22 protein-coding genes are annotated in these 24,561 nt (G+C 46.3%); 16 read left to right on the top strand and 6 right to left on the bottom strand.

The features are described 5' to 3' along the window. Position 1: 1 nt before the first annotated feature. The 4 genes from ACETMN_RS24670 to ACETMN_RS24655 form a co-directional block, all read right to left on the bottom strand. Complete coding sequence (locus ACETMN_RS24670) at positions 2–1,207, bottom strand: MFS transporter (RefSeq protein ID WP_091013760.1); 1,206 nt, start codon at positions 1,205–1,207, stop codon at positions 2–4. A gap of 125 nt (positions 1,208–1,332) precedes the next feature. After that, positions 1,333–2,196 carry an alpha/beta fold hydrolase gene (locus tag ACETMN_RS24665; protein ID WP_091013762.1) on the bottom strand — a complete coding sequence of 288 codons (864 nt, stop codon included), beginning with the start codon at positions 2,194–2,196 and terminating at the stop codon, positions 1,333–1,335. A 56-nt stretch (positions 2,197–2,252) separates the two neighbouring features. Next, positions 2,253–2,675, bottom strand: coding sequence for a MarR family transcriptional regulator (locus ACETMN_RS24660; RefSeq protein ID WP_091014373.1), 423 nt, complete (start codon positions 2,673–2,675; stop codon positions 2,253–2,255). Positions 2,676–2,791: 116 nt separating this feature from the next. Beyond that, positions 2,792–3,856 (bottom strand): ABC transporter substrate-binding protein, encoded by a 1,065-nt coding sequence (locus tag ACETMN_RS24655; protein ID WP_091013765.1) that lies wholly within the window; start codon positions 3,854–3,856, stop codon positions 2,792–2,794. Between the two features lie 166 nt (positions 3,857–4,022). Between ACETMN_RS24655 and ACETMN_RS24650 the strand changes: the two genes are divergently transcribed. Both ACETMN_RS24650 and ACETMN_RS24645 read left to right on the top strand, forming a co-directional pair. After that, positions 4,023–5,099: a FecCD family ABC transporter permease gene (locus ACETMN_RS24650; RefSeq protein WP_218780896.1), complete on the top strand. Its 1,077-nt coding sequence runs from the start codon at positions 4,023–4,025 to the stop codon at positions 5,097–5,099. Positions 5,100–5,101: 2 nt separating this feature from the next. Continuing rightward, positions 5,102–5,869, top strand: a complete 768-nt coding sequence (locus tag ACETMN_RS24645; protein ID WP_091013771.1) for an ABC transporter ATP-binding protein — start codon at positions 5,102–5,104, stop codon at positions 5,867–5,869. 142 nt (positions 5,870–6,011) lie between these two features. Here ACETMN_RS24645 and ACETMN_RS24640 read toward each other — a convergent pair whose 3' ends face one another. Continuing rightward, the gene (locus ACETMN_RS24640) at positions 6,012–6,644 is read right to left on the bottom strand and encodes a DUF421 domain-containing protein (protein WP_179198423.1); all 633 of its coding nucleotides are present in this window, start codon (positions 6,642–6,644) and stop codon (positions 6,012–6,014) included. 154 nt (positions 6,645–6,798) lie between these two features. Between ACETMN_RS24640 and rnhA the strand changes: the two genes are divergently transcribed. The 4 genes from rnhA to ACETMN_RS24620 all read left to right on the top strand — a co-directional run bounded on the left by rnhA (position 6,799) and on the right by ACETMN_RS24620 (position 9,793). Further along, on the top strand, positions 6,799–7,452 hold the full coding sequence (gene rnhA / locus ACETMN_RS24635; RefSeq protein WP_091013777.1) for a ribonuclease H: 654 nt from the start codon (positions 6,799–6,801) through the stop codon (positions 7,450–7,452). Positions 7,453–7,662: 210 nt separating this feature from the next. Beyond that, on the top strand, positions 7,663–8,160 hold the full coding sequence (locus ACETMN_RS24630; RefSeq protein ID WP_411735238.1) for an alpha/beta fold hydrolase: 498 nt from the start codon (positions 7,663–7,665) through the stop codon (positions 8,158–8,160). 62 nt (positions 8,161–8,222) lie between these two features. Then, the gene (locus ACETMN_RS24625) at positions 8,223–8,504 is read left to right on the top strand and encodes an alpha/beta fold hydrolase (RefSeq protein ID WP_411735237.1); all 282 of its coding nucleotides are present in this window, start codon (positions 8,223–8,225) and stop codon (positions 8,502–8,504) included. Between the two features lie 299 nt (positions 8,505–8,803). Next, positions 8,804–9,793 (top strand): serine/threonine protein kinase, encoded by a 990-nt coding sequence (locus ACETMN_RS24620; protein ID WP_091013782.1) that lies wholly within the window; start codon positions 8,804–8,806, stop codon positions 9,791–9,793. 175 nt (positions 9,794–9,968) lie between these two features. On the opposite strand, the gene ACETMN_RS24615 is transcribed toward ACETMN_RS24620, so the two are convergent. After that, positions 9,969–12,023 (bottom strand): VWA domain-containing protein, encoded by a 2,055-nt coding sequence (locus ACETMN_RS24615; RefSeq protein WP_091013784.1) that lies wholly within the window; start codon positions 12,021–12,023, stop codon positions 9,969–9,971. A gap of 575 nt (positions 12,024–12,598) precedes the next feature. Between ACETMN_RS24615 and ACETMN_RS24610 the strand changes: the two genes are divergently transcribed. The 10 genes from ACETMN_RS24610 (at position 12,599) to ACETMN_RS24565 (ending at position 24,559) form a co-directional block, all read left to right on the top strand. After that, the gene (locus tag ACETMN_RS24610; protein WP_091013787.1) at positions 12,599–14,767 is read left to right on the top strand and encodes a transcriptional regulator; all 2,169 of its coding nucleotides are present in this window, start codon (positions 12,599–12,601) and stop codon (positions 14,765–14,767) included. Positions 14,768–14,950: 183 nt separating this feature from the next. After that, on the top strand, positions 14,951–15,376 hold the full coding sequence (locus tag ACETMN_RS24605) for a hypothetical protein (RefSeq protein WP_056695746.1): 426 nt from the start codon (positions 14,951–14,953) through the stop codon (positions 15,374–15,376). 126 nt (positions 15,377–15,502) lie between these two features. Beyond that, the gene (locus tag ACETMN_RS24600; RefSeq protein ID WP_091013790.1) at positions 15,503–15,964 is read left to right on the top strand and encodes a J domain-containing protein; all 462 of its coding nucleotides are present in this window, start codon (positions 15,503–15,505) and stop codon (positions 15,962–15,964) included. A 42-nt stretch (positions 15,965–16,006) separates the two neighbouring features. Beyond that, on the top strand, positions 16,007–16,558 hold the full coding sequence (locus ACETMN_RS24595; protein ID WP_411735236.1) for an FHA domain-containing protein: 552 nt from the start codon (positions 16,007–16,009) through the stop codon (positions 16,556–16,558). 43 nt (positions 16,559–16,601) lie between these two features. Beyond that, the gene (locus tag ACETMN_RS24590) at positions 16,602–17,135 is read left to right on the top strand and encodes an FHA domain-containing protein (protein WP_091013796.1); all 534 of its coding nucleotides are present in this window, start codon (positions 16,602–16,604) and stop codon (positions 17,133–17,135) included. After that, positions 17,120–18,001, top strand: coding sequence for a PP2C family protein-serine/threonine phosphatase (locus ACETMN_RS24585; protein ID WP_256974972.1), 882 nt, complete (start codon positions 17,120–17,122; stop codon positions 17,999–18,001). Before ACETMN_RS24590 ends, ACETMN_RS24585 begins: the two co-directional genes overlap by 16 nt. Then, complete coding sequence (locus tag ACETMN_RS24580; RefSeq protein WP_411735235.1) at positions 17,967–19,886, top strand: serine/threonine protein phosphatase; 1,920 nt, start codon at positions 17,967–17,969, stop codon at positions 19,884–19,886. Before ACETMN_RS24585 ends, ACETMN_RS24580 begins: the two co-directional genes overlap by 35 nt. Beyond that, complete coding sequence (locus tag ACETMN_RS24575) at positions 19,886–21,178, top strand: normocyte-binding protein (RefSeq protein WP_411736437.1); 1,293 nt, start codon at positions 19,886–19,888, stop codon at positions 21,176–21,178. Before ACETMN_RS24580 ends, ACETMN_RS24575 begins: the two co-directional genes overlap by 1 nt. A gap of 7 nt (positions 21,179–21,185) precedes the next feature. Beyond that, positions 21,186–21,875: an iron-dependent peroxidase gene (locus ACETMN_RS24570; protein WP_411735234.1), complete on the top strand. Its 690-nt coding sequence runs from the start codon at positions 21,186–21,188 to the stop codon at positions 21,873–21,875. Positions 21,876–21,907: 32 nt separating this feature from the next. Continuing rightward, a complete protein-coding gene (locus tag ACETMN_RS24565) occupies positions 21,908–24,559 on the top strand; it encodes a molecular chaperone (protein ID WP_411735233.1) in 2,652 nt (883 codons plus the stop codon). The last annotated feature ends 2 nt before the right edge of the window (positions 24,560–24,561 follow it).

Here is a 24,561-nt window from a genome sequence, read left to right as displayed (position 1 = left end):
GTTAATTTGCTTTGGGGAATCCATATTTATAAGCACGCATAGCTACAAGCAACGCAGGAATGAGCAAGATAAACAGCGCCCCAGAAAGGTATCCTGCTCCAAACACTTCAAGAAGGATGCCCCCGATGATGCCTCCTCCGCCAATCGCCAGATTCCATGCTGTAACCAGCATCGATTGGGCGACATCTGTGCTTTTGCCTCCGGCTTGAGCGATGGCAGTCTGTAACAGTGTCGCGGCCCCGCCAAACGTAATTCCCCAGATCATGATGCCAAAGATAATCATCACAGGTTGATGAGTACCGATTCCCATCACGACAGACGCGAGAGCGAATGCTGCCAGACTGATAATCACTAATCTACGCAAAAATCGGTCAATGAGCATTCCGGTTAACCAAATTCCCACAATGGAAGTGATACCGAAAATGAGCAAAATCAAGTCTACTCTGTTAGCAAATACGGTCTGGGCAAGGTAGGGAGAAATATAGGTGTAAAGGATATTATGGGCCAGCATCCAGGCCAGAACAACAAACAGAATGGGCCTAACTCCGGGAATTAAAAACACCTTATGCAGTGGAAGACGTTCCCCAGCCGGTTCTCCTGCAAAATCCGGCATTTTCCAGAGAACCCATACGATTAAAGCTGCGGTCAGAAGAGATACAATCCCGAAGATGAGGCGCCAGCCGATATAAGAACTGAGAAAACTGCCAATTGGGACACCCAGGGCTAACGCCACCGGTGTGCCGACCATAGCCACGGCCATGGCCTTGCCTTTTAACGAATCCGGGACCATCCGACGAGCATAACCTGCTGTCATTCCCCATAACACACCGGCAGAGACACCGGCCATGAAACGAGCAGCAAGTGTCAGGATATAATCTGAGGATATTGCGGTAACGGTGTTAAAGACAAGAAAGCCACCGATGCATACCAGCAGAAGAGGTCGGCGTCTCCATCCACGTGTAGCAGCAGTCAAGGGAATGGCAGCAACAAGTGATCCAATGGCATAAAGAGTCACCAACTGTCCAGTGAGGGATTCGGTGACCCCCAAGTCTTTTGCAATTTGCGGCAGCAGTCCCGCAGGCAGGCTTTCAGTGAGGATGCAAATGAAGCCAGCCATGGCTAAAGCAAGTAGTCCCGCCCACGGAAGGCGTTCTGAAGATATGGAAGGCAGCTCCCTTTGCTTGGGGAGGGATGTGTTAATGGCCATGAACTAAAACCTCTTTTCTTATTGTTTAATCCTATCCAGAACTATGCATATAAGCTTATCTAAAAAAAACAAACTTTTGCATACAGGATTAAAGGTAAGAAGGAGGTCTTAACATGGTATTTATTTTATTTTGTGAGTTTTTCCGTTAATTCAAAAGGGTGCTGTCTGTTCAACCATTCAAGAATGAGTTTGACAGGTTCCAAGTACCGTTGGCCTACCAGTAAACCCGTATGGGTTGTATCCCAAAGTCCGGCATATGCAGCGCCCAGTTGCTTGGCAGTTAATTGGCCTCTCTGATCTTCGTCTTCACAGGAAACAGCCTTGATCACCAAGCTGGGACAATGGATCAGGTCGCCATTAATGGATATTCCATCGGCTCCACACAGGGCTGAAAAGGTAGCAAATGCCTTCGCAGATTCCGTTTGCAGATATTTTCGCTGAAAAGCAATGTCTTCTGCCGTCTCATCTATACTGGTCAGTTCATCACGGACAGGTGCAGGCATGATGATGTCCGATACGGTGGCTCGATCTGTTTCAGGATAAGGCACGGCGTCGTGGACCTCTTTGCTTATACTGGCATCAATTACAACCAGGCCTGCGAGAGTAACGGTTTCGGCAATCTTTTGACTGAGAATCCCACCCATGCTGAAGCCAATAAGAACGGGAGGTTCGTTGATCCCGGCTAACACTTCACGAATATCTTCCAAATAATCGTCAAACGTAATCTTTGTCATGTCCATGACCCGACTCATGTAATGACTTCTCAAGTTCATGACATAACAGGTCCAACCCTGCTGGACAAAGTGGGGGATGTATTTGCTCCACATCCAGCTGCCTGTATAGGCACCGTGAAGAAACAGCAGTGGGGGCTTCTTGGTCACTGTTTCGGCATCATGAGACAGGGTTCCTTCGAAAATCTCCAAGTGCAAATCATGTTCTCCGATCTTCTTGACCTCATGAATCGGTAATAATTTTGTGTAATCTGTCATACTAAAAACCTCCTCCAAGATATTGGTTTGATATCAAACTATTTCTCCAAAAAAAATTAGAAGTTACCATGAATTTTCATTAAAATTCGAAGCAGTTCCTTTTTCTCCGCTTCCGTAACGTCCGCATAGAACGCGTCCAGCATGCGCTGCGATATCTCTTCAAAGACCGGCTTTAATTCTTCGCCTTTTGCAGTCAAAGCGACATGAACAACGCGTGAATCTGCTGCATCACGCTCTTTGACGACGTATCCTGTCCGCACCAATTTGTCCACAAGTGCAGTCACCGTGGATTTATCCTTGCCAATTTTTTTGGCGATTTCAGCCATGGTCATCCTGTGATTGTTATACAGGGCATAGATAATATCTCCATGGGACGTGGCGAGATCCTGAATTCCTTGCTCAGCCATCTCGGCCAGGATGAAGCGGTTGACCTTCTCTTTAATTTTGGATATGAGTGAAATAGCGTCTCTTGTTTTCATAAGTGTAATATAGTTTGTTATCAAACTAATGTCAAGCTTTGATCCATAATCTATTACATGCGCAGTATAGTAAAAGAGCAGTGAGAATTTCTTCTCCTGCTCCTTTGCTCCAGTTATTACTTGATTGGATTAGCTTTCATTTCCTGTCCCATTTTCTCAATACCATCCAGAATTTGATATCCATAACCCCAGAACTGGCTGAAATCTGTGACATAGATCTGTTTGTTCTTGATTGCGTTCATACTTTGCAGGGCAGGGTTGGCATACAGATTTTGAATCAGCTTGTCGATATCCGGTGAACCGGCGTACGCAGACAAGAGCAGATAGTCCGGGTTCGCTGTGATCAGTTGTTCAACACTTACCTCACCTTGCACACCATCAAACGTATTTTTCAGCTTCAACAGTCCCAGTGCATCAAGCTGATACGTATCGGTCTGCATGCTGCTTACCGTAATAGTGTCTTCCGTAGCAGGTACGATGTAGGCAAAAGAATGCTCAGGCTGATCGGCTACACTTGCCTTAATGGCTTCAACACGAGTCTTCAGACTTTCTGTGAATGTTGTGGCATTTTCTTGAACGTCGAAGATCTGCCCAAGTTGTGCGATATCGCTATACAGGCTATCGAGTGTGCCTTTGTGATTCGTCGTTTGCAAGAATGTGCGAATATTCATCTCATTCAATCCATCGACGGTACCCACACCCCAGTCTGCATCAGCGAACAGGTCACCCCGTCCGAGTACCAGATCCGGGCTTGCACCTACAACCAGCTCTTTACCTACGTAATCCTTGGACAATACCGGAATTTTGGCGAAATCATCAGCCACATCCGGTGTAACGGAACCATATAGAGCAGCAACACCGACCATTTTATCGGTCAGACCCAACTTGATGAGCATCTCTGCCGCAGATTGGGTATTCGCAACCACACGTTCAGGCGCTTTATCGAATACTTGCACTTTCGGTTTCCATTCGCCGCCCTCACCCGAGATTGTGAAATTCTCAATAGTGAGCGGGTACGTCGTTTTATTTGTATTCTCAGCAGGAGTTGAGTTTTCTGTCGCGGTAGTTGTTGAAGTTGTTCCTTCGGCAGGGGAAGAAGTTGAAGCATTCGAACAGGCTGCAAGCAGCAGTAACAGGAGACTCAGAGCAGCGAAACCAATGGTTCTGGATGTGAATTTCATGAAATGGTGAACCCCTTTTCGATGTGTTTTAAATTGACAAAGATAATCATTCTCAATTATAATCCGAGAAAATGCTTTGTAAATAGCTAAATTGAATATGTTCTACATTTTACATGAATTGATGGGGGAAGAGATGGCACAGACGGTTCAGGTTCAGACGCAGCGTATGGGGAAAAGGGAGTCTCTGATTCATAGTAAATCCGGGTTTGCTTTACTGATTGCAGCTTTAATCATGATTACGCTTATTTCTGTAGGAATCGCGGTTTCCATTGGACAGGTTCGTATTCCGCTGGCGGAATCATATCGTATTCTTTTGTACAAATTAACGGGATTCCAGTGGGGAACAACACCCATTGAGGCAGGTTCCTTTACCGATATCATCTGGCAGATTCGTTTCCCGCGTGTGCTGATGGCGATGTTTATCGGTGCAGGCTTGGCCTTGTGCGGTGCTGTTATGCAGGCTGCTGTGCAGAATCCACTGGCTGATCCATACATACTGGGTATATCCTCAGGTGCTTCACTTGGAGCAACCTTTGCGATTCTCATTGGATTCGGTGCAATTGGGTGGCTTGGTCAGACCGGGGTGGCTTTCTGGGCCTTTGCCGGAGCGATGGGTGCATCCTTACTGGTCCTGACTTTGGCAGGGATTCGGGGGAAAATGACGTCGGTCAAGCTGGTGCTTGCCGGAATGGTGATTAACGCGCTGTGCAGCGCATTTTCGAACTTTATTATTTATTTTGCCAACAATGCTGAAGGCATCAAAACGGTGACATTCTGGACCATGGGCAGTCTGGCGTCTTCTGGATGGAACAAGCTTCCACTCGTAGGTATCGTCGTGCTGGTGGCGATTCTATTCTTCCTTTTACAGTCCAGAGTTCTCAATACGATGTTATTGGGGGATGAAGCAGCTGTCACACTGGGCATTAATCTGAGTGTGTACCGCAGGGTGTACATGCTGTTAACGGCTTTGGTGACAGGCGTCATGGTGGCGAGCTGTGGCATGATTGGTTTCGTGGGACTCATTATTCCGCATATCGTCAGAGGTCTGGTGGGTTCCGACCATCGTAAAGTGATGCCTGTATCCGTGCTGTTTGGAGCCATTTTCCTGATTTGGACGGATGTGATCGCAAGATCCCTGATATCCAGCGTGGAGCTGCCAATCGGTATTATTACAGCCATGATTGGTGCACCCATGTTTATGTATATGCTGGTCAAAAAAGGCTACGGTTTTGGAGGAAATTAAACATGAAGCTGAACGTAGAAAATGTATCCATCTCTGTGCTGAACACGGACATCATCAAGGACATATCTTTACAGGTGGACGGCAAACAGTTCGTTGGACTGATCGGACCGAATGGTTGTGGGAAGTCAACGCTACTCAAGAGCATCTATAAAGTGATCAAACCTCAGCAAGGCAAGGTTTTTCTGGACCATACCGATATTCTCAAATCCAGCCCAAAGGTTGTATCCAGACATATGGGCGTTGTTGGCCAGTTTAATGAATTGAGTTTTGATTTTACGGTGCGCGAGATGGTCATGATGGGGCGTACCCCGCACAAAAAAATGCTGGAGACGGATAATGAACGGGATCACGAAATCGTAGAGCAGGCTTTGGAAAAAGTACATCTGACTGGACATGCAGACCGCAATTACGTGTCTCTGTCTGGTGGAGAGAAACAGCGTGTCGTATTGGCGCGTGTTCTGGCACAGCAACCTCAATTCCTGATCCTGGACGAGCCGACGAACCATCTGGACATCAAATACCAACTTCAGATTCTAAATATTGTCCGTGGACTCGGGATTGGCATATTGGCAGCGTTGCATGATCTTGAACTCGCCGCAGAATATTGCGATTATCTCTATGTGGTGAAAAAGGGCCAGATTGTGATCCATGGCAAACCCGCTGATATTCTGACTCGCGAGATGATTGGTGAGGTGTTCGATGTAGACTGTGAAATCTATAAGAATCCGGTTACGGGTGGCCTGGGTATTGCTTACCTGAGTACACGGTGATTGGGACTATATCTTCGTTTGGATGACGTGGAGCAATCTTTCGAAATAATCAATTGAAGTGAACATAGACCGTACCTGATGGAGCAATGTTGTTAAGTGCTCACAGGGCCGGTCTTTTGTTTGAGGTGGGGGTCGGGATCAACTATTGAAGCTTAGGATCAACGGGATGAGCATGAGCACCTTTGCTAACTTCTTGGAAAATATCTGTGGAGTTATCGCTATGCGTTGAAGGCTTGCTGCTGTTGTCTTGTTGGGGGTGTTCTCCCGTTGCTGGATTACTACCTGTAATCGCATAACTTCGTAGGATCTCTTCCAGATCTCCAATCGTCACGGGACGAGCATGTCGTTTCAGGACATAACCAAGTTGACCATTGGGTTCCACGGTTGCCGTCTCCAGATCATCTACACTTGTAATTCCGTTCTGCCGCATATGCATCTCAAGCTGATCCATCGTATAACGCATACGTTTCAGATTGGGTATAATGACCTTCCCGTCCTCTACCACAATTTTGGAACTGCCACTCATTAACCGTTCAAAAATATTAAATTTCAATTGCAGTTGTTCCACCACAAGTAACGTCAAAATGAATACCGATGCTGATCCAATCGCTTTGCCAAGCTCATGATTCGCGATGGGCTGTACAATCGTTGTTCCGATGGAGATCATGATGACCGTTGTGGCAACACTCATCTGTGAGATCGACTTACGTCCTGCAATTCGCAGGAGAATCATGCCGATAAGTACAAGTAAAACAGATTTCCATATCCAGTCCATACGTATATTCCTTTCTATTCCAGTATGCGCTTTGCTTCTTAGGCTGTTCTGGAGTTGGAGGAATTATGCAGATGGCTAAATCGATAGCTTTCATTCCGCCCACCGGATCGTATACAATAGGGTATTGATGAAGTGAACAAAGGAGCGGGTCACAGTGGCAAAACAGAAATACTATGTTGTCTGGGAAGGCAAGAAGCCTGGTGTGTATAACACATGGGCAGATTGCAAAGCGCAGACGGATCATTATACTGGAGCAAAATATAAATCCTATGAGTCCAAAGCAGCCGCAGAAGAAGCGTATCGTGCTGGATGGAAAGGGAACTGGGGTTCAAGTGCAGGCGGAGCGTCGAAGACAAAGTCGGCTGGTAGCGGAAGAAGTGCTGGCATGGAAACGTCAGAGGAAGTGGATTACGACAGCATCTCTGTTGATGTGGGCACACGTGGTAACCCCGGACCTGTAGAATACAAAGGGGTAGACACCCGCACCGGTGAGATTATTTTCTCCGTTGGACCGATCTCCAAAGGTACGAACAATCTGGGCGAATTTTTGGCCATTGTACATGCCCTCGCACATCTGAAAAAAGAAGGCAGCAGCAAAACGGTGTATACGGACTCGGTCAATGCCATGAAATGGCTAAAGCAGAAGAAAGTAGCCACGACTTTGCCAAGAGACAACTCCACGGAAGAGATCTGGTTGATGATTGACCGTGCGGAGCAGTGGCTCCAGACGAATACGTACAGGAATAAAGTGCTCAAATGGCAGACCAAACAGTGGGGCGAAATCAAGGCAGATTACGGCCGGAAATAAGTATTTCTCTATAAGATGAGCCCTTTATTTCTGGTCTATTAGAATCGTTATTTACAATTTCCAGTTTCCGCTCTATAATCATCTGAATATGATTAGTTAAACATATGGAGGAGCCTGTCATCTGCGGGCCCTCTTTATCTTTTTGGTCCATTGATTAGCAAGTCCATTCAATAGAATGGGGTATTTGAGTATATATTGCAGGAGGCAGACATGAGTTCCATTTATAGAAGTGAAGAAGGCAAGAGCAGCATACTTGAAGAGTATGAGATTTATTTGAACGAGTTGGGTGAGAAATTTACTCGGGAGTATGTAGAGACGCGTTTTGGCAAGACGCATGTTTTACTGACAGGTCCTCTAGATGGCAAGCCGTTATTTATTCTCCAGGGCGGTAATTGTGTGAATCCGATGACATTATCATGGTTCTCTTCTTTATTTAAAGAATACCGGATTATTGCTCCTGATACGATTGGTCATCCTGGTTATAGTGAGGAAGCGAGTATCTCCACACGGTTTGATAGTTTGGCATTATGGGTATCCGATCTGTTAGATCACTATGAGATTGAAAAGAGTGCGTTTATCGGCCCATCATTTGGAGGAGGCATCATTCTCAGACTGGCTACCTATATTCCGGAAAAAAAAAACTTGCGGTCAATTCCAAAATTAAAACAGCTCAGGATATCACGCTGCCGCTCGTCAAGTATCGGATGACGTCTTCACCATCTTCTTTGCAAAAAATTACGGACAACATGTCGTGCAACTGCATGAAAGAAATGGATAAAAACATTATCGGCAAACTTTTTAAATACGTCAGCATAGATCAGGATTTGCCCAAGCTAACGGAGCGAGAAGAACTGGTGAATTATACGTCACCAACCTTGTTATTGGTAGGGGAGAAGGATGTCTTTTTCCCTGCGGATAAGTGTATTGAACGGGCTCAAAAGATTATTCAAAATGTTCAAGCCATCAAGTATGATACAGGGCATTTTCCTTCACAGGACGTATTGGTTCAGATGAACGAGGAAATAGGACGTTTTTTACAGAATAATTATTAATAAAAGCTGCAAATGAAGGATTAAAAATGTTTTTCTCCAGTTTAATAAAGTAATTACATCCATCTGTCGATACTCTATATAAGAGAATGCTTTTCTTCTATAGAATAGTGTGGATAGGGATTAGCAGTAGATCGTAGAAGGCTTGAACTCATTAATATTTAAATATTTCGCGTTAAGGTGTTTCAAATTGCATCATTTGGTTTATATGTATAGTTGGCGATGAATTGCTGACTGGTTGAACCAAATGATGCATTTACGCGGAAAGTCTTCCGATCGACAAGGTTGAAAAGAGGTCTGTTATGAGAAAAGACAATTGCAAAATGGCATTGCAGCGCAATGTAATTATAAATGATACATATCAGGTAAGACAGGTATTAGCCAGCAGTGAGTTGGCTATTGTATATGCAGGGCGAGATCGTAACACGGGTGCCAAGGTAGCCATTAAGGAATTCTTCCCACAGAGACTGGCTGAACGTCAGGTAGACAAACGGAGAGTGTTCTGTTCTTCGCGAGGATATGGTGGACAATATCAGGAGTTACTGGCAGCATTTCTGCTCGAAGGTGAATTGTTATCGAAACTGGATCATCCTCATATTGTTTCGTATTTGGATCATTTTGAAGCGAATGATACGGGGTATCTCGTTATGGAATACTGCACGGGAATCACATTGACCGAGTATCTGAATGAACATAATCATGCTCTTGATGCTGCCTTCATAACGGAGACGCTGCTTCCACTGGTGGATACATTGGATTACATACATAAGCAAGGCATTCTTCACAGGGATGTGAAACCTTCCAACATTATGGTTATGGAAGATGGTACACCCAAACTTCTGGACTTTGGCTCAGCTACCCGTTGGCCTATGCAATCCGGAGAGAAACAGGTGATATTTACATCGACAGGTTATTCTCCGCTGGAGTTCTATTCAGAGAAATCCAGTCAGGGACCGATGTCGGACATCTATAGTTTGGCTGCTCTGCTCCATTATTGGACATGCGGGCAACCCCCTATGGACGTGAAACAGCGGTTGTTCCAGGATGAATTGCCATCTGTTCGCTCACATAATGAGTATGTGAATCCTTGGCTCGCTCGTGTTATTCATTGGGGGTTGACGGTTCGTTCTGAGAAACGCTGTGCTTCTTTAGTTTGGGTCAGAAGCTCGCTGCGAGTTCAAGCCTGGGTATGGAAAGTGCGCAAGCCAGGTACAGTGGAATGGTCTTTAGCCGAGAATGAACATACACAGGTCTATGAAGTGGAGCCGAAAAAGCAACATGAGATGGCTTAAGCAGGCGTGACCTATGTTCATAAAGTGGATGCACTTCAATGAGAGCATAGCAGTTGAATATTGGAACAACATAAACAGGCCAGTTCGTCCCCTTCAAGGGTAAGAACTGGCCTGTTTTATACTTTCAGAGAGAACATGCATCAGCGTGCTTCAATTCTATTTAGTAAACCTTAGGTTACTGTGCATCTTTCTTTTGTCCTACATAGATATTGGTACTTGGTTTGATGGCTTTGTAACGAATTTCGATCTCCGTAACTCCATCCTCAAACGTAATATACATCTTTTCATTGTACTCGATAGCTTCCGTGTGTCTGCGCTTCACTGGTGTGCGGCCTCGGACAACCGTACAATTCGTATCGTGCCGTACCAATAACGTTTCTTTTTTACCCGCCTCCAGCCAGATTCGTCCCGCCTCTGGTACCTTGACCCCAATGTCCATGCGATCAAACAGTTCACTGAGTCTTACTTTTCGGCGTTCCAATGAAGTGAGAGGCCAATTGGTCACCGGTATATCCTCGCCGTTCGCTGTAGCTAGAAAGTATCCTTCCAGTCTTCCGCGGAAGACGGGTTTTGGCTTCAATACGAACCAATACAGTGCGAAAATACCACCAGCAAGAAGCAGGCCCAGGCCTGTATATAGCAGTACCTTTTCACGTAAAGAATGAATTTGCAACGAAATGTCTGTCGTTATACTTGCTCCCTCAGAATCCGTTGCTGTCACCTTGATCGTTGAACTTCCAGTGTGAAGAGAAGACCATCGCAACAGGTTACCTTCAATGACGGCCTCCCCGAGCTTGCGTTCATTTCCACCTTCAGCAAGGACATACGTTAATGGATCATTATTGGCATCCTTAAAGTAGTTGTTCAGGTCGACATCTGTATTGCTGTCGTCTTTGGATAACACCATGGATTCGCCGTTGGCTACGGGTGCTTGATTCGTAATGTCTACTTCAACCGGAGTAATTTCCCGATAAAAGTCTGGACCGTCGATCCGTAGTCCCCATGTGTACAAATCTGACTTGGGAAAAGTGTATTTTCCTGTAAATCCGCTGCCTGTATTGGTCAGAGGGATGCGTTCTGTTTTTCCATCAGATGGAGTTACAATGAGTTCCGCTTCCAGTCCCTTGTACACATCCAAGTCCTGAATGGGTTTAGGGTCCACAGCCTGATCGTAGAGTGATGCCTCAAATGTGATGCTCTTCCCCTTGACTGGCTGCTCCGCTGCCATATTTGCGACCGCAGAGACGTTGTAGTTCCCTAATAGGTTAATCTTCACCAGATCACCGCTACGGCCTTTGAATTTCAGTTTGAACTGTCCTTTGACCGGACGAATGATCTTCATCAGAGCATACTTATCAGATCGAATGAAGCTGACATTGCTCGACTGATAATAGAGCTGAGCTTCTGAGACAGCATGATCAGAGAGCATGATGATGTTGGCATCCCCCATGCTGGAGTTAGGAATATCCACGATTACCTCCTGCATTGCTCCGGTTGCAGTCACAGCGGCTACAGATACAAGAACGGATTGAATCTGATCTGCAAAAATACGATTGAAGATTTCAGGCAGATCGTCCGCACTCCCGGTGATAAAGGAAGAACCACCCGTTTCTTTAGCGATGCGCTCCAATTCTGCGGGGTTAACCGTACCGTCGCGGTTTAGTCCCACAGTATAGATGGGATAACCAGCTTGTTGTGCCATCTCAATAACCTTGTCCACATCTTTGGATGAGTCGGCAGGTGTTCTGCTCGTCGATCCTCGTAAATCCGTTTCTCCGTCAGAGAGCAAAATCATAAATGGTTTACGTTTGTCCGTCTTGGATTGTTCAAGCAGACTAGCGCCTCGGCGTAAGCCAAGTCCGAGATCTGTATATCCTGAACGTTTTAAGCCATCCACACGGCTACGAAGATTATTGCGAGCTCCAGAGGATGAAATATCCATCAGTGGTACGGATGAAGTGATCTTGTCATTATAAGCTACAAACCCCAATCGGGTCTTAGGTCCACTACTCATATCCATAAACATATGTATAACTTCTTCGGCGATGCGATCTTTGTCGGTCTCATTCATAGAGTAGCTAACATCCAGGATAAACATGGCATCGAGTCCTTCATACGTCTGGGTCTTGACGGATGATTCAGCGTATATGGTCCCCATGTCCCATGCTGGAATTAAAAAGCTGATGAACAAGAGAGAGAAAATTGTTTTTTTGAATTTTATTAATATCATACGATGCTTTGAATCTCCTTTCTGTTTTGAACACTACAATTGTTTTTTGGATATCAAACTGAATTTTGTTAAAAAATTTGTTTATACTCGATAAAACCCCGTTATGCGTAGTTTTAATAAGTGAATAATATTGCAACACCGCAGACGTTAAGGTGCTTTCCTCTTGATTAGGGGGAAAACTCCACTAGTTTTAAAACATTGAACATCATCCAGATTATAGGATATTCTTTATCATCGGCATGATTCGAAGGGAAGTTAAGCGAAAATCGGAAATTAGTTCTATAGGTATATCGAAGTCACATAAATGAGCTTTTAGACCTATATAGGGGAATATTGACAAAACATATCGCTGATGATTAAGATGAATTCCATAAATCTCCAAAGCAAACGGCATAATCTGGTACATAAGTTCCAGTCATATGTTGACAGCTCGTTCTATTGGACTTGTAATCGTCTGAGAAGATGATTCTCTTAGATCATGACCAAAGACTGATAGTGCGTGCGGAGTGTCAAAAATTGATGGAGGGGGGGAAGCATTCGCCCGAATGAACCATCATTAGGGGGATGTTGCCTGAATGGATATTATTAATCAAACGAACCGAACGATGCTTTTTGAAGAGATCAATCCGGAGAAAATGGATTTGATTACGATTGTCGGTGACGTAAAAGGGATCGACAGTTTGAATGATGACAAGATCAAGGAGATCAATGAACACCTGCTTGTACGAAGCTTCGATGAGTTTTTGGACAAGTTTTCTCCCAGTGTGTATTCCTTTTTCAATGCGGTGAACCAGAAAGTCATGTATACGCTCAAAAAACCGGAAGGGATTCCGGATGAAGCCATCTCTGAGATCAAAATTGATCATAGCAATGACTTCCTGAGAATGCTGTTTACTCTGATCGATACCAAACGCAGCCAGGGGATTACGAATGTAGATTTCAAGTTTGAAAATTTGCTCGATATGATCTCGCCGAAAAAGGTTATGGATGACATTCGGCAGGTACGGAAAGAAATTCATTACATGTACGGCCAGCATGAGAAGCTGGATGACGGGGACCCGAAGAAATTGGATATCGGGGATAAACTTAATGTCATGTTTGAAGATGCCAGCCGGAACTATAACAATGTCATGGCGATGCTGCCACTGGCCATCGAAGATATCAAAACCCGCTTGTTGCTGGGCCGCGCTCAAGAAGAAACTTCTTCTGAAGCGATTCAGGTAGGACAACTCACGATTGGTGAGAGCGGAGAATTGAAAATTATCGAAGCTCCAAAGAGTGATAACAACGAGTTGATGCTCCTGGATGAGTCAACAAGCACAGATTTGACTCAGGTGTTTGCCGAAGATTATGATTCACTCTCCGAGGCACCTTCACCGTATGTACAGGATCTGGTCGTTCGTACATTCTGCCCACTGCCTGCGGTTCAGACGGATGTTGATACGGCAGTTGAAGTACAGAATTACAATACATACCTGGAATTTTACAAGAACGCCAAGGATGACTTCGTGAAAACCGTAAAACCGCTGGTAGAGAAAATTTTGGGTGTCAAAATGTTCTTTGATCAATATGCGACCAAAAACAAAGGCATGCTGCCTTCCATGCTGATTGCCAATGCCAAGCTGGATATGCTGGTTAAGAGCAGTAACATTCCGCGGCTGGAGACCTATCTCAACACAGTCAATGCGAAGAATGATTTTACCGACACCATTTGGTTCGGGATTGTTCCTTCCGTTGAACTGGAGAATACGGGACAAGTTCAGGTCAGTCGAGCCCGTTTCCGTGGTAACGAGAAAGTGGTTAAACAAGACGGAAACAGTATGGAATCTCTATCCATGCTCTTGCAAGTCGTTAAAGACTACAAAGTACAAGTGTTCTTCAGCTTTGAATCTGGAGAAGAGACTACATTCAGCAGCATGGCTACTGCAGGCATCGATAAATACATTGATAAATGCGCGGTATTAACTCGCAAGGACTACAGCGAATTCGCCATTCCAAGTGCTCCGAATTTCACCATTATTCCGAAAGAGAAATCCGGTGTCGTTATCGACAGTCGTATGCTTCAGACAGAGAATGGTGTGGAACTTTCCAAGGAGAAAGAAGACATTCTGAAGCTGTGGATTGAAGGTGTGTATGTCGGTGCGTCTTATGTATCTGCCGGAATTGTGGCTGCATATCAGTGCCCCGAGTATCTACGAGGCGCATTTAAAACCGTGAACCGGGATTATCCAGGTGTGCGTTTTGATATTGAGGCAGGCGATAACAGTCTGCGTGTAGTGACTACGATGACCAAAGAAATCTCCGGATTCACGAACACCATCAAGGATTCGATTAACCGGAAAAACTTTGGATTTATTTTCTCATCGGAAAATGCCCAAATCCAGGATAGTGATATCAAGCGGATCACGGTATACAAAGCGAGAAGCATGGCGATGTCCGAAGATGGCTTTGATTCCTTGTATAAAACACTCGTCAGTACTTACATTGAGCGCTTGCTCCGTTTCCAGACGGGTGATTTCAAACATGAAAATATCGTCAAATTCTTCAGCAACAATCCGAGCAGTCAGAAGAGCCGGTGGCTGGGAACCCGAGGGTCGATCAATTCGATCATTCAGGAAGGCGACGACATGAGCTTTATCATCGATGAGAAGAGCAATATGTGCCACATTGACCTGGTATTCAACGGCAACGTGAAGAACCTTGAGGTCATGATTACCAAAGGCACCAGCGCGATGAAAGTGTAAGAGACTTGAGTAGTTACAAGTTTTGGATTTTAAATATAATTCTTTAAACAATGAATTGTAGACATTTATTTTGGTGTTAGAGGCAGCCTTTATGGCTGACCTTATACATATATTTCGGCACCTCTCCCCAGATGGAGAGCATGTCGGGCACATTGTTTTCTAATCTTAAGGAGGTTTTTATTAATGGGTTTTGTATTGAAAGTAGAAGGCGCAGAAACAATCGAATTGGGAATGGATAATATCCGCACAGTAGTGTATGACACAGATACACCGGATGATTCCAATGCTAGATCCACAGATGTAGGTGCAACACTTCGCATCAGTGGCAAAATTATTACAGCAACAGACGGTGACAATGCAGATGACACGATGAAACTTGCTCTATGGTCCCTCGTTCCAGCTGAAAAAGCAGATTGCTACCGTAAAGTAACCCTGGAAGTGGTTGCAGCGGATCAAGTGGTACGCAAAATTTACATGCCTAATGCGTTCGTTGTGGATTACACAGAGCGTTTCGGAGATACCGAAGGCGTGGGTGAATTCAGCCTGTTCATCAAACAGAAAAAAGACAAAACGGAATTCACTAAAATCGAAGGCGGCTTCCCGGTATAAAAGGGAGCAGCTGATGTTCCGGGTCAGTTATGGCTGGCCCAGGATAATTCTGTCATGTTAAGGGGCCTTGGTGCCCCTTAATCTTTATTTACGCCCGAATACGGCAGGGAGGCAGGAACGAATATCATGAAAGATTATTATGCCGTGCTTGGTGTGGAACGTGAAGCTTCTCCGGAGCAGATCAAGAAGGCTTATCGTCAATTGGCGAAGAAATTTCACCCGGATGTTAATGGGGGAGATCCGCAGGCAGAGGCGCGTTTCAAGCAAGTCCATGAGGCCTACAGTACACTCGGAAATCCCGAGTTAAGGGCAGCATACAATCAACAACCTCGATCTACAGGGAACCCGGGAGGGCCAAATGGAGCAACATCCAGTACTGCACGAGAAAAGAGTGGACAAGCCCAAAATGGACCTATGAATACCGAGAAGGTATGGTCGGATCCATCACGAATGCAGGAACAGTTTGAACAATTTTTTGGCTATCGCCCCAAAGGCAAGGAAAGCTCAAACAGTGGCAAAGCCGATCCCAACAAAGGAATGGATATGTCCGCCATGTTTGACCGATATTTCGGAGTTCGAAAAAAGTAAGCCGGTGGCCTGTAATGGATCGTGCCGGTTCAGGCGGAGGTTATGGAAGTGAAACGAGGAAGGTCGGTAATGACGATAGGGGTTGACGCATGCGTCGCCATGATTTCGTTAGCCGTGCTGTATTACATATTCATCATTAACCGGGACATGAGTGCCCAGTGGATAACTGGAATTATTGTGGTCTTCTCCGGGGGAGCATACCTGTTTTTTAAATACTTCCCTGCCACCAAGAGGGAAAAGAAGAAGTTGTCCTCACGTGTTGTGAAACTCGTACTGTTGGACGATGACGGTACAAGTGTGAAGGAATGGTACATTCAGGGTGAGACAAGTGTATTGATCGGAAAAAGTTCGAAGAACAGTGAGGCGGACATTGATCTGTCCGATACTCCATATGCTTCCCTCATCAGTCCGCAACATGCTGTGCTGAACAAAGCTTCGGGCCAATGGTTTATCGAGGATATTGACTCCGCCAGCGGCGTGGGCGTACGTAAGGGAAATCAAAGCAGATCATCCAAATTGGAAATCGAAGAACCCAGCCTGATTGAGGCAGGGGACTTAATTTATATTGCCAATACCCGCATTTTGGTGAAATAACGTTGGCGTACCATTATACAAGCTTACGGGGGAATGAAAAGAAATGAGTCTGACAAGATGTGGAAACGGACATATGTTCAGCACGAGACGGCACGGAAACACCTGTCCATATTGCAATCTGGCCGTCGAGTCACCGCCTTCCGGCAATAGTGAAGCAGGGGGAGCAATCCCACGCGCGCCTCGCACGGCAGAGGATGACAGAACGATGCCATACCTGGGAGAAACGACAGGAATTGAACCGGTAACGGGATGGATGGTGTGTATCGAAGGTCCACAGATGGGCCAGGATTATCGGATTATGGCTGAAAAGAACTTTATTGGACGTTCGGAAGAGATGCATGTTCGAATCCTTGGGGATAACACGATTTCAAGGCGTAATCATGCGGTGATTGTATATGATCCCAAAAAACGGAATTTCTATCTGCTGCCCGGCGATGCTTCTGGCCTTGCTTATCACAACAATGAAGCGGTCTATTCTCCGGTGGAACTGGCTGCGTACGACGTCATTCAATTGGGACGGAGTAAATTCATTTTCATCCCATTATGTGGTGTGCATTTTGAATGGGAACAACAGTGAATACCTTCATGATCTTGTGGAACGACAAGGAGCTAACGCCTTATTGGGTTCTGGCAGCAGGCTGTTTGTCGATCTGGTTGTTGTTATTCGTCCGAAGCCGCATTCCGGTAAGGCAACGTGACGATAGGCTAGTGGGTGTTCAGATCGGGAATGGACAGACCATTGGTGCTCGCAGTGAGCAGGATGATTATTTTGCCTGTGCCGTGGAGCCTTATGGTGTACTTGCGGTACTTGCCGATGGAATTAGCGGCTTATCTGGTGGGAAAGTAGCCAGTACAACTGCTGTAGAGACATTTATCCGTGAGTTCGAAGAATTGGAGCGGTTTCCTGATCCAGAGGAGTTTTGGGATGCATCTTCTCATGCGGCAAATCAGGCGATTCTTCGCAATTTACTTGGCGTTCCTGGAGGAACGACGCTGGTATCAGCCATGATCAAGGGCAGGGAGCTGTATTGGGGCGCAGTAGGGGACAGCATTTTGGCCGTATTTCGTAAAGGAGAGCTGCTTGCTATCAATCATAAACATACGCTGGAAACTCAACTCGAAGAACAGTATATGTCTGGAGAAATATCGGAGCAGGAGGCGTTGGATAATCCGCAGCGCAAAAGGCTGGTCAACTATTTGGGGTACGACCATTTTAAACAAATGGAAATCGCGGACGAGCCGTTTGCACTGCAGCCGGCGGACAAGATTGTGTTATGCAGTGACGGGGTATACAACTCTCTTACTGAGATGGAAATGGAAACTATACTTGCGAAAGACATGTCGCCATTTGATGCGGCCCAGACCATCATTGATTTGATTGAAGCAAAACAGCTTGTGCATCAGGATAATGCCACGATTATCATTTTGGAGCAAGGATGGTAACGGATCAGGCAACTCACAGGGAAGGGAAATGGGGAGACGGATGAGGAAGGAGAACAGTGAATTCAAGACGGCTTTTGTCTCGGAAGCGGGATCTTTCCTGAGAAATCGGGATTTCTACGGCTGCGTTGAGCTGGAAGATTGGGCCTGTTATGTCATTGCAGATGGCCTGGATACGGATACGGAAGTGAATAGCGCACAGATCACAGTGCAGACCATTCTGGAATCCTTTTTGGAAAAGCCAACCATGTCCAAACGCAGATTAACAGAGTATATCAAGATTGCACATGAGTGGCTTCAGTATGAAAGCCGCCGAGTCAGGCTCAAAGCGGGATTTGTCATTGTTGTGACCGATTATACACGCATGGTGTGGGCATCTGCCGGACATAGCCGCTTGTATCATTTCCGTGGAAATCGGCTTGCATTAAAAAGCAAGGATCATAGTGTTGCTGCCCAGCTGGCAGCCGAAGGCCAGATTGCAGAGGATCGTGTGGATCAGCATGATGAACGCGGCAATCTGAACGAATACGCGGGCAAACCTGGCATGATCAGGCCGTATGTATCGGATAAGATCAAGCTGGCCGATGGCGATGTACTTGTGCTCTGCACCCCTGGATTATGGGAAGGGGTTCAGGATGCCGAGATGATCGATGCGGTTGAAGGTGCCAATGACCCGCAGACGCTGGCGGATATGCTTGAAGAAGTGATGCTTAGCAAGCAGCGTGCCCGTATCGAGAATTATAGTGCGGCAGCCATATATGTGAACAAGATTTTTCATGAAGAGCCCAAGAACCGTAAGAAATGGATTAAGCGGATTGCCATCATGCTGGTTATGCTCCTGATTTTTGGTGGAGCCGGCATATTCTATGCGGTGAAAAGTGCAGCCAAAAAAGCTGAAATGGCCGTAGATATGCTGCAATATGAACAGACCGCAGACCAGTACGTCAAGGAACAAGAGTATGCCAAGGCGGTCTCGGACTACAGCCTGGCACGCAATAATTCCATCAAAATCAAGGACCCTATACATAAAAAGCTGTTGACTGCGAAGATGGCTGCTGCTCAGACGCTGGTTGATGGGGAAGCTCACCTGAAAGAAGGCGACATTACCAAAGCAACCGCGAGTTACACCAAAGCATTAGAATTGTCTGAATCCTATAGCATGTTCAACCGGGAAGTTATTCAGGAGCGCCTGGAGCAGATGACGACCTTCCAGCAAGTGCAAGACTGGATCACCGAGGGCGATCTGAAACTTCAGAACGGAGATTACAGCGGAGCAATCATTTTGTATAAACGGGCCAGAACAGCCGCTACGGAGACAGCTTACAAGGATGCTCTGAAGGAAATTGCTACACAACTGGAGACGGCCGAGACCAAACGTGCAGATATCAAGCGGCAATCCCGACAGCTTCAGGCAGATACGCTGGAACAGAAGGGTGACCGCTTCAATGAAGCCGGAGACTATAGTGGTGCCATGGATGCCTATGCTTCGGCACAGGGAATTTATCAGGAGATCGATATGCTGGAACGTGTGCTGGCCATGGAGCGGAAAATAAACAAGCTGGATGAGAAATTGAACCCACCGGTACCGGCGGCTGATCTTACGCAGGATACGGCAGGATTAGATACACCAAATACATCGGACATAACCTCGGATCTGACCGGGAGTACAGGAAGTGTGAATACAGGCAATACAGTGGGGAACGGTTCTTCCACTGCTAATGGCTTCTCGGCTGGAAATGGCAATGCGGATGCTTCTGGCTCAGGTGCTTCTTCTGGAAAAACGACAAGTAATGCTGGCAGTAATTCTGCCTCCAAGGCTGACGGAAGCACCGGAACCACGGAGGGTGACGTGAACGAACAGGAATCATCGGAAGGAGGAGATTCATGATGAAAGACATGATTCGTGACCGTCTTAACAAGATGGAGGATCTTGAACAACGCCGCATGCTCAAAGATCTAATGACAGGCGTTTTTCTTAATCTTGTGGAGTATCAGGAGACGCTGAACAAACAGATTGAGCAACGGGTTTTTGATGAGGTGTTGCCGCAGGAGGAACGTCATGATGTATATGTCACATTATGTGCGCGGGAAGATCTGGATCCCATTCATGAATTTCTGTACCCGATCATTCCTGAGGATGCTGAATCACAGTCCGTCTATTTGAGTGAGGCTTCAGAGGCACTGGCGCGTCAGGAAGAGATGAAATTATTCACGTTCTACATGGAATGTGGGCAACAGGAACTCCAATCTCTACTGAACAGTAATCGGACATTTCGCGGGGAGATAGTAACCAGTGGAGGCAGGCATGCCATAACGGTTCGGTTGAAATCAAGTGCAGCGTATATCTCCAAATTTGAAGAATTGTACCGGGTCTTTCGTAAGAACAGTCTGCCATGGAAATCGATCAATGCACCCTATGTGTACAAATTCATTGATTGTGTTCTTGTGGGTTCGGACGATGGAGAGGCATGGGACAAACAACATACTGTCAAGGAACTTTCCATCCATCTGGAGGAGTTCGAGTCTTATAAAAGATCCAACATGATTCCACTGTGGAACATCCAGAAGCTGGATATGAAAACGGGTGGATTCCCTGTTCCTGCTTCGGACCGAATCAATTATGAACATGTGTTGCCACTCCGCAAAACCGGAACGGAACACGGATATCTGGTCGATGGAGACGAATCGCATATTCGCTATATCAAAAGATCGGAAGAAGATATCACCATCGTATCACCACTGGAAAAATCCGATTCATGGACGGTGCTGAAAATAGCGGGGCCCGTCGCAACCCGCATTGGCAGGATGGACTATCCGCTGTTTTCCAATAACAAGCGGGAAGGGTTTGCCGGTAAATATGCGCGTCAGGAAGGACGTTCTGTACGATCTAAAGGGGAGATTGCCCGCATGGTTCATGCTTTTCAGGCAGCAGAGGGGTTGGAACTGGAAGATGTGCAAGTGGTGGCGCCAGGTCCCGCTTTGGGCATTACGTATCCACTAAATGCATTTGTTAGCGATCATGTCCGTGTTGAGACAGATAAACATCGAATGATCTTAAGGTTCAGCAGACACGGGAAGCAGCCGGGACAGGCCATTTTTCTGGATGATCTGCTGAGCTTTCTGGTATCCGAAATCCAGCTGGCTTTCCCCGAATACTGCTGCGAAGGGGAATGGGTGTGAGTACAGCATGAATTACATCTGGGATCTGATTATTCGGGCCAAGCGTAATGGAACCGATCTGCGCGACGTAACCTTTGTGCCAGCACGTGTATATTCGCCTTATATGGAACTTAGCCAGAGGAACCTGAATGCTTCAGGCGTGGAAGGCACGGTTGAAGTCAATCCGTATTATCGCTTTTTTGATATTTTCCGGGACCTCTTTGATATCAATAATGAAGAGCAGGTGGAGTTGCGGGAAGCACTCTTTGATCTGGTTATTCATTTTCTGGCGGATATGGATTTGATGCAGGGTATGAACAAGAGGGAGTATTATATTCGCTTCATTCTGAAGGATATGCATTCGGGTGTATACGGGGATCGGGTTCGGCGGCGACTGGAGCTGTTCGGGCAGGAGGAGCAGGAAGTGATCGCCTGCAATATGCTCCGTTTGTATGATACGGGTGAGGCAGTTCATCTGCTGAGGGATACCCTTGTTCGAATGTTCCCGCGTTCAACCCTTTATGCTAATTGTGAGGAAAAGGATGAATTGCTTTTGTATATTGGTCAGTTAGAACGTACGGAAGCGAAGGAGAAGCTTGAACTGATTCTTGAACTCTTTCTGCCAGTTCGTTTTGACACGGAAATATACTGGGGGCATCATTTTGGCATTCTGGATGTGGACTATACGATGATACAGGACGGGATTGCCCTATATTAAGCAGCACCAGCAGTTGTAAGGAGGAAGTATAGATGAACGGCTATTCATACCGATTGTATCCTGATGCCACGAGCAGGGAACGTTCCAGAGGAACTATGCGTTATACGCGCGAAGAATTGATGGACATGACCACGTTCCAATTACGGAACATTTGTTACAAGGAACGGTTAATCGAGGGATTGGGCCCTCGGACGGAGCGGGAAGAACTGATTCGGATTATTTTAAAATTTCTGGGAGCGGACGATATATTGTGGATCGATCAGTCTGTTGATGGCGGATTCGAGCGGATACAAAAGGCTATCTCTCGTCATATGACGGCGCCCATGAGCAGTGATGGAGGCATTAGTGTGCCTGCGCGACTGATTCTATACGAAGGATTGAACGTGGACAAGCTGGATCGATATGTGGTTACGGCACCGGGTGGACTAACCGAATCCAACGTACTTTTAGTCAATGAGAGCATGGAGCTGTGTGGCATCTTCAACCTGGTCAAGGACGACTCCATATCGGGAACCTTTTATTTGACGGCAGGAAGTGGGTCGACCTGGAAGAAATCGGGCAACAGACAGTACAGTCTCCTCTTTTTCCGTAAACGCGACTCGGAGTACCTATATCAGACCTATTATTCCAGCAGACCGCTTCCACCGGTTCATATTCAATATACCCAAATCCCACTGGCAGATCTGGACATCCGGGAGCTTGAACCGACAGAAGCAGTGCTTGCCATTGATTTTGGCACCTCCAATACGACGGCAGGCGCCTATTTGCATAACGGTTATATTCAGGCGCCAAGTAGCCAGGATGTGCTGAATGGACGAGTCCGTATGGATGCCATTAACTATGTTGCTTTTCCCGACCCTACATACAAAGATACGGACTGGATCGAGGTCCTGCCTACGGCAATCGGTGTGGCGGAGTGCTCGGATCCAGCGAACATTCGTTACGAGTTCGGCTATGAAGCGCTGCGAAGCATGCGTCGGGGAGGGTACAGCAGCCGGGCGAGTGTCTTCCGCAGCATGAAGCGCTGGGTGAACAATTACAACAAAATGGAAGAAATCGTCGATGTTCATGGCAATGCGGCCATGGTGTCTCGTATGGATCTGCTGCGTGCGTACATGAATTACATCATCCGAACGGCAGAGCATCAGTTCAAGTGCAAGTTTCGCCATGTGCATTTTACCAGTCCCGTGAAGATGAAAACACAGTTTTTGCAGATGTTCGGAGAGATGCTTCCGGATTATCGGATTGAGCAGACGTATGCGCTGGATGAGGGAATGGCTGTGCTCTATAACACCCTTGCTGACGGCATGGAACGTGGTGCTTTCATGGAAGGGCAGACGTATCATGCGCTCGTGATTGATTGTGGCGGTGGAACGACGGATTTGTCTTCCTGTGCCTTTACGATTGAGGATGGACATATGGCGTACAAGCTCGATATCCATACCACCTACGAAAATGGGGATACGAACTTCGGAGGTCACAACATCACCTATCGTATTATGCAATTCATGAAAATTGTATTCGCCGACTACTATAGCGGACGCCATCAAGTGACGGATATTGATAGTCTAATCGAGGCACCTGGTGCGGATGTGTTCCGTCAGGTGGACGAAGAGGGTGTGAAGTCCGTTTATCAGAAGCTGGAGCAACGCTATGAGGAGGCAGAACACATCATCCCGACTGCGTTTGCGCGTCGAGAGAATCGTTCACGGGATGAGTATTTGCGGGTAAGAGGCAACTTCTACTTCCTGTGGGAAATCTCAGAAGAGATGAAGCAGCAATTTTTCCGCAAAACCGGTATCTTGCGTAACCGATTTCACTCGGAGATGGAGGGCGACGGGGACAGTGATTTACAGATCACCACCATGGAGCGTTGGTTCCTCTCGGTAGAACGGAATGGGGAGTTGAAGGATGAATATGAGTTCCCCGATGTGGTGTTCAATATCAAGGAAATTACCCAGCTGATTAAGGCTGATATCTATGAGGTGGTCCGTAAGTTTTTGGATGATTTCTATCGTCAGGGACGGATGAACCAGTACTCGATTATCAAGTTGACAGGTCAGTCCTGCCGCATTGATGTATTTCGGGAAGCACTGAAAGAGTTCGTTCCAGGCAGAAGCATTGAGTTTCGGCAAAAACCCGCGGAAGGACGTGTGCCTGATCTTAAACTTGCCTGCCTTCGAGGGGCGATTCGTTATCTGAGTGCCCGCAAAACAGGAAGCGTTCAAGCCGACATCACGCATGATGCCGCTGTAATTCCGTATACCGTAAGTGCCTACACGCATAATGGACGTGAAAAAATGCTGATCAGCAGTCTGGATCGGAGTGATGGCATTCCGGGTAGCATTTCCCGTCCATTCGAGACGGCAGAAGTGGAGTTATACCTTAGCGGAAGCGATGGCCAGCTGAGACAAAAATTCGTCTATGCCAACCGTCCGGATTTCTATAAAGAGGTGCTCTACGAAGACATTCGAGATCGATATGGAGATAAAATTCCGCAAGATGATACGGATTCCATTGTGAATGGAGAGACGAAGTTTTTTGTCTTTCCGGATGATCGTCATTGGGGCTTCCATGTGTTGCCTGTAGCTCGTAGAAATGAACGGCTATATCTGGGATCGCAGAAGTTGCTTCCATTTGAAACAGACTTGTCGGAACTGGACTTCTTTGACGGAATGAAGTGAGG

Source organism: Paenibacillus sp. M2 (assembly GCF_046713495.1).
In the GTDB taxonomy this organism is placed as follows: Bacteria; Bacillota; Bacilli; order Paenibacillales; family Paenibacillaceae; genus Paenibacillus; species Paenibacillus amylolyticus_B.
Note: the sequence above shows the minus strand (reverse complement) of the source record. Positions and strands in the feature narration are given on the sequence as shown.

Bases quoted from the DNA above. Each gene is read 5' to 3' on its own strand.
- ACETMN_RS24665 (WP_091013762.1), bottom strand. From the start codon at position 2,196: ATGACAGATTACACAAAATTATTACCGATTCATGAGGTCAAGAAGATC.
- ACETMN_RS24600 (WP_091013790.1), top strand. From the start codon at position 15,503: ATGAAAGATTATTATGCCGTGCTTGGTGTGGAACGTGAAGCTTCTCCG.
- ACETMN_RS24625 (WP_411735237.1), top strand. From the start codon at position 8,223: ATGGATAAAAACATTATCGGCAAACTTTTTAAATACGTCAGCATAGAT.
- ACETMN_RS24570 (WP_411735234.1), top strand. From the start codon at position 21,186: ATGAATTACATCTGGGATCTGATTATTCGGGCCAAGCGTAATGGAACC.
- ACETMN_RS24585 (WP_256974972.1), top strand. From the start codon at position 17,120: ATGGGAACAACAGTGAATACCTTCATGATCTTGTGGAACGACAAGGAG.
- ACETMN_RS24640 (WP_179198423.1), bottom strand. From the start codon at position 6,644: ATGGACTGGATATGGAAATCTGTTTTACTTGTACTTATCGGCATGATT.
- ACETMN_RS24580 (WP_411735235.1), top strand. From the start codon at position 17,967: ATGCCACGATTATCATTTTGGAGCAAGGATGGTAACGGATCAGGCAAC.
- ACETMN_RS24615 (WP_091013784.1), bottom strand. From the start codon at position 12,023: ATGATATTAATAAAATTCAAAAAAACAATTTTCTCTCTCTTGTTCATC.
- ACETMN_RS24565 (WP_411735233.1), top strand. From the start codon at position 21,908: ATGAACGGCTATTCATACCGATTGTATCCTGATGCCACGAGCAGGGAA.
- ACETMN_RS24650 (WP_218780896.1), top strand. From the start codon at position 4,023: ATGGGGAAAAGGGAGTCTCTGATTCATAGTAAATCCGGGTTTGCTTTA.
- ACETMN_RS24595 (WP_411735236.1), top strand. From the start codon at position 16,007: ATGGAAGTGAAACGAGGAAGGTCGGTAATGACGATAGGGGTTGACGCA.
- ACETMN_RS24610 (WP_091013787.1), top strand. From the start codon at position 12,599: ATGGATATTATTAATCAAACGAACCGAACGATGCTTTTTGAAGAGATC.
- ACETMN_RS24590 (WP_091013796.1), top strand. From the start codon at position 16,602: ATGAGTCTGACAAGATGTGGAAACGGACATATGTTCAGCACGAGACGG.
- ACETMN_RS24660 (WP_091014373.1), bottom strand. From the start codon at position 2,675: ATGAAAACAAGAGACGCTATTTCACTCATATCCAAAATTAAAGAGAAG.
- ACETMN_RS24575 (WP_411736437.1), top strand. From the start codon at position 19,886: ATGAAAGACATGATTCGTGACCGTCTTAACAAGATGGAGGATCTTGAA.
- ACETMN_RS24655 (WP_091013765.1), bottom strand. From the start codon at position 3,856: ATGAAATTCACATCCAGAACCATTGGTTTCGCTGCTCTGAGTCTCCTG.
- ACETMN_RS24620 (WP_091013782.1), top strand. From the start codon at position 8,804: ATGAGAAAAGACAATTGCAAAATGGCATTGCAGCGCAATGTAATTATA.
- ACETMN_RS24670 (WP_091013760.1), bottom strand. From the start codon at position 1,207: ATGGCCATTAACACATCCCTCCCCAAGCAAAGGGAGCTGCCTTCCATA.
- ACETMN_RS24630 (WP_411735238.1), top strand. From the start codon at position 7,663: ATGAGTTCCATTTATAGAAGTGAAGAAGGCAAGAGCAGCATACTTGAA.
- ACETMN_RS24645 (WP_091013771.1), top strand. From the start codon at position 5,102: ATGAAGCTGAACGTAGAAAATGTATCCATCTCTGTGCTGAACACGGAC.
- ACETMN_RS24605 (WP_056695746.1), top strand. From the start codon at position 14,951: ATGGGTTTTGTATTGAAAGTAGAAGGCGCAGAAACAATCGAATTGGGA.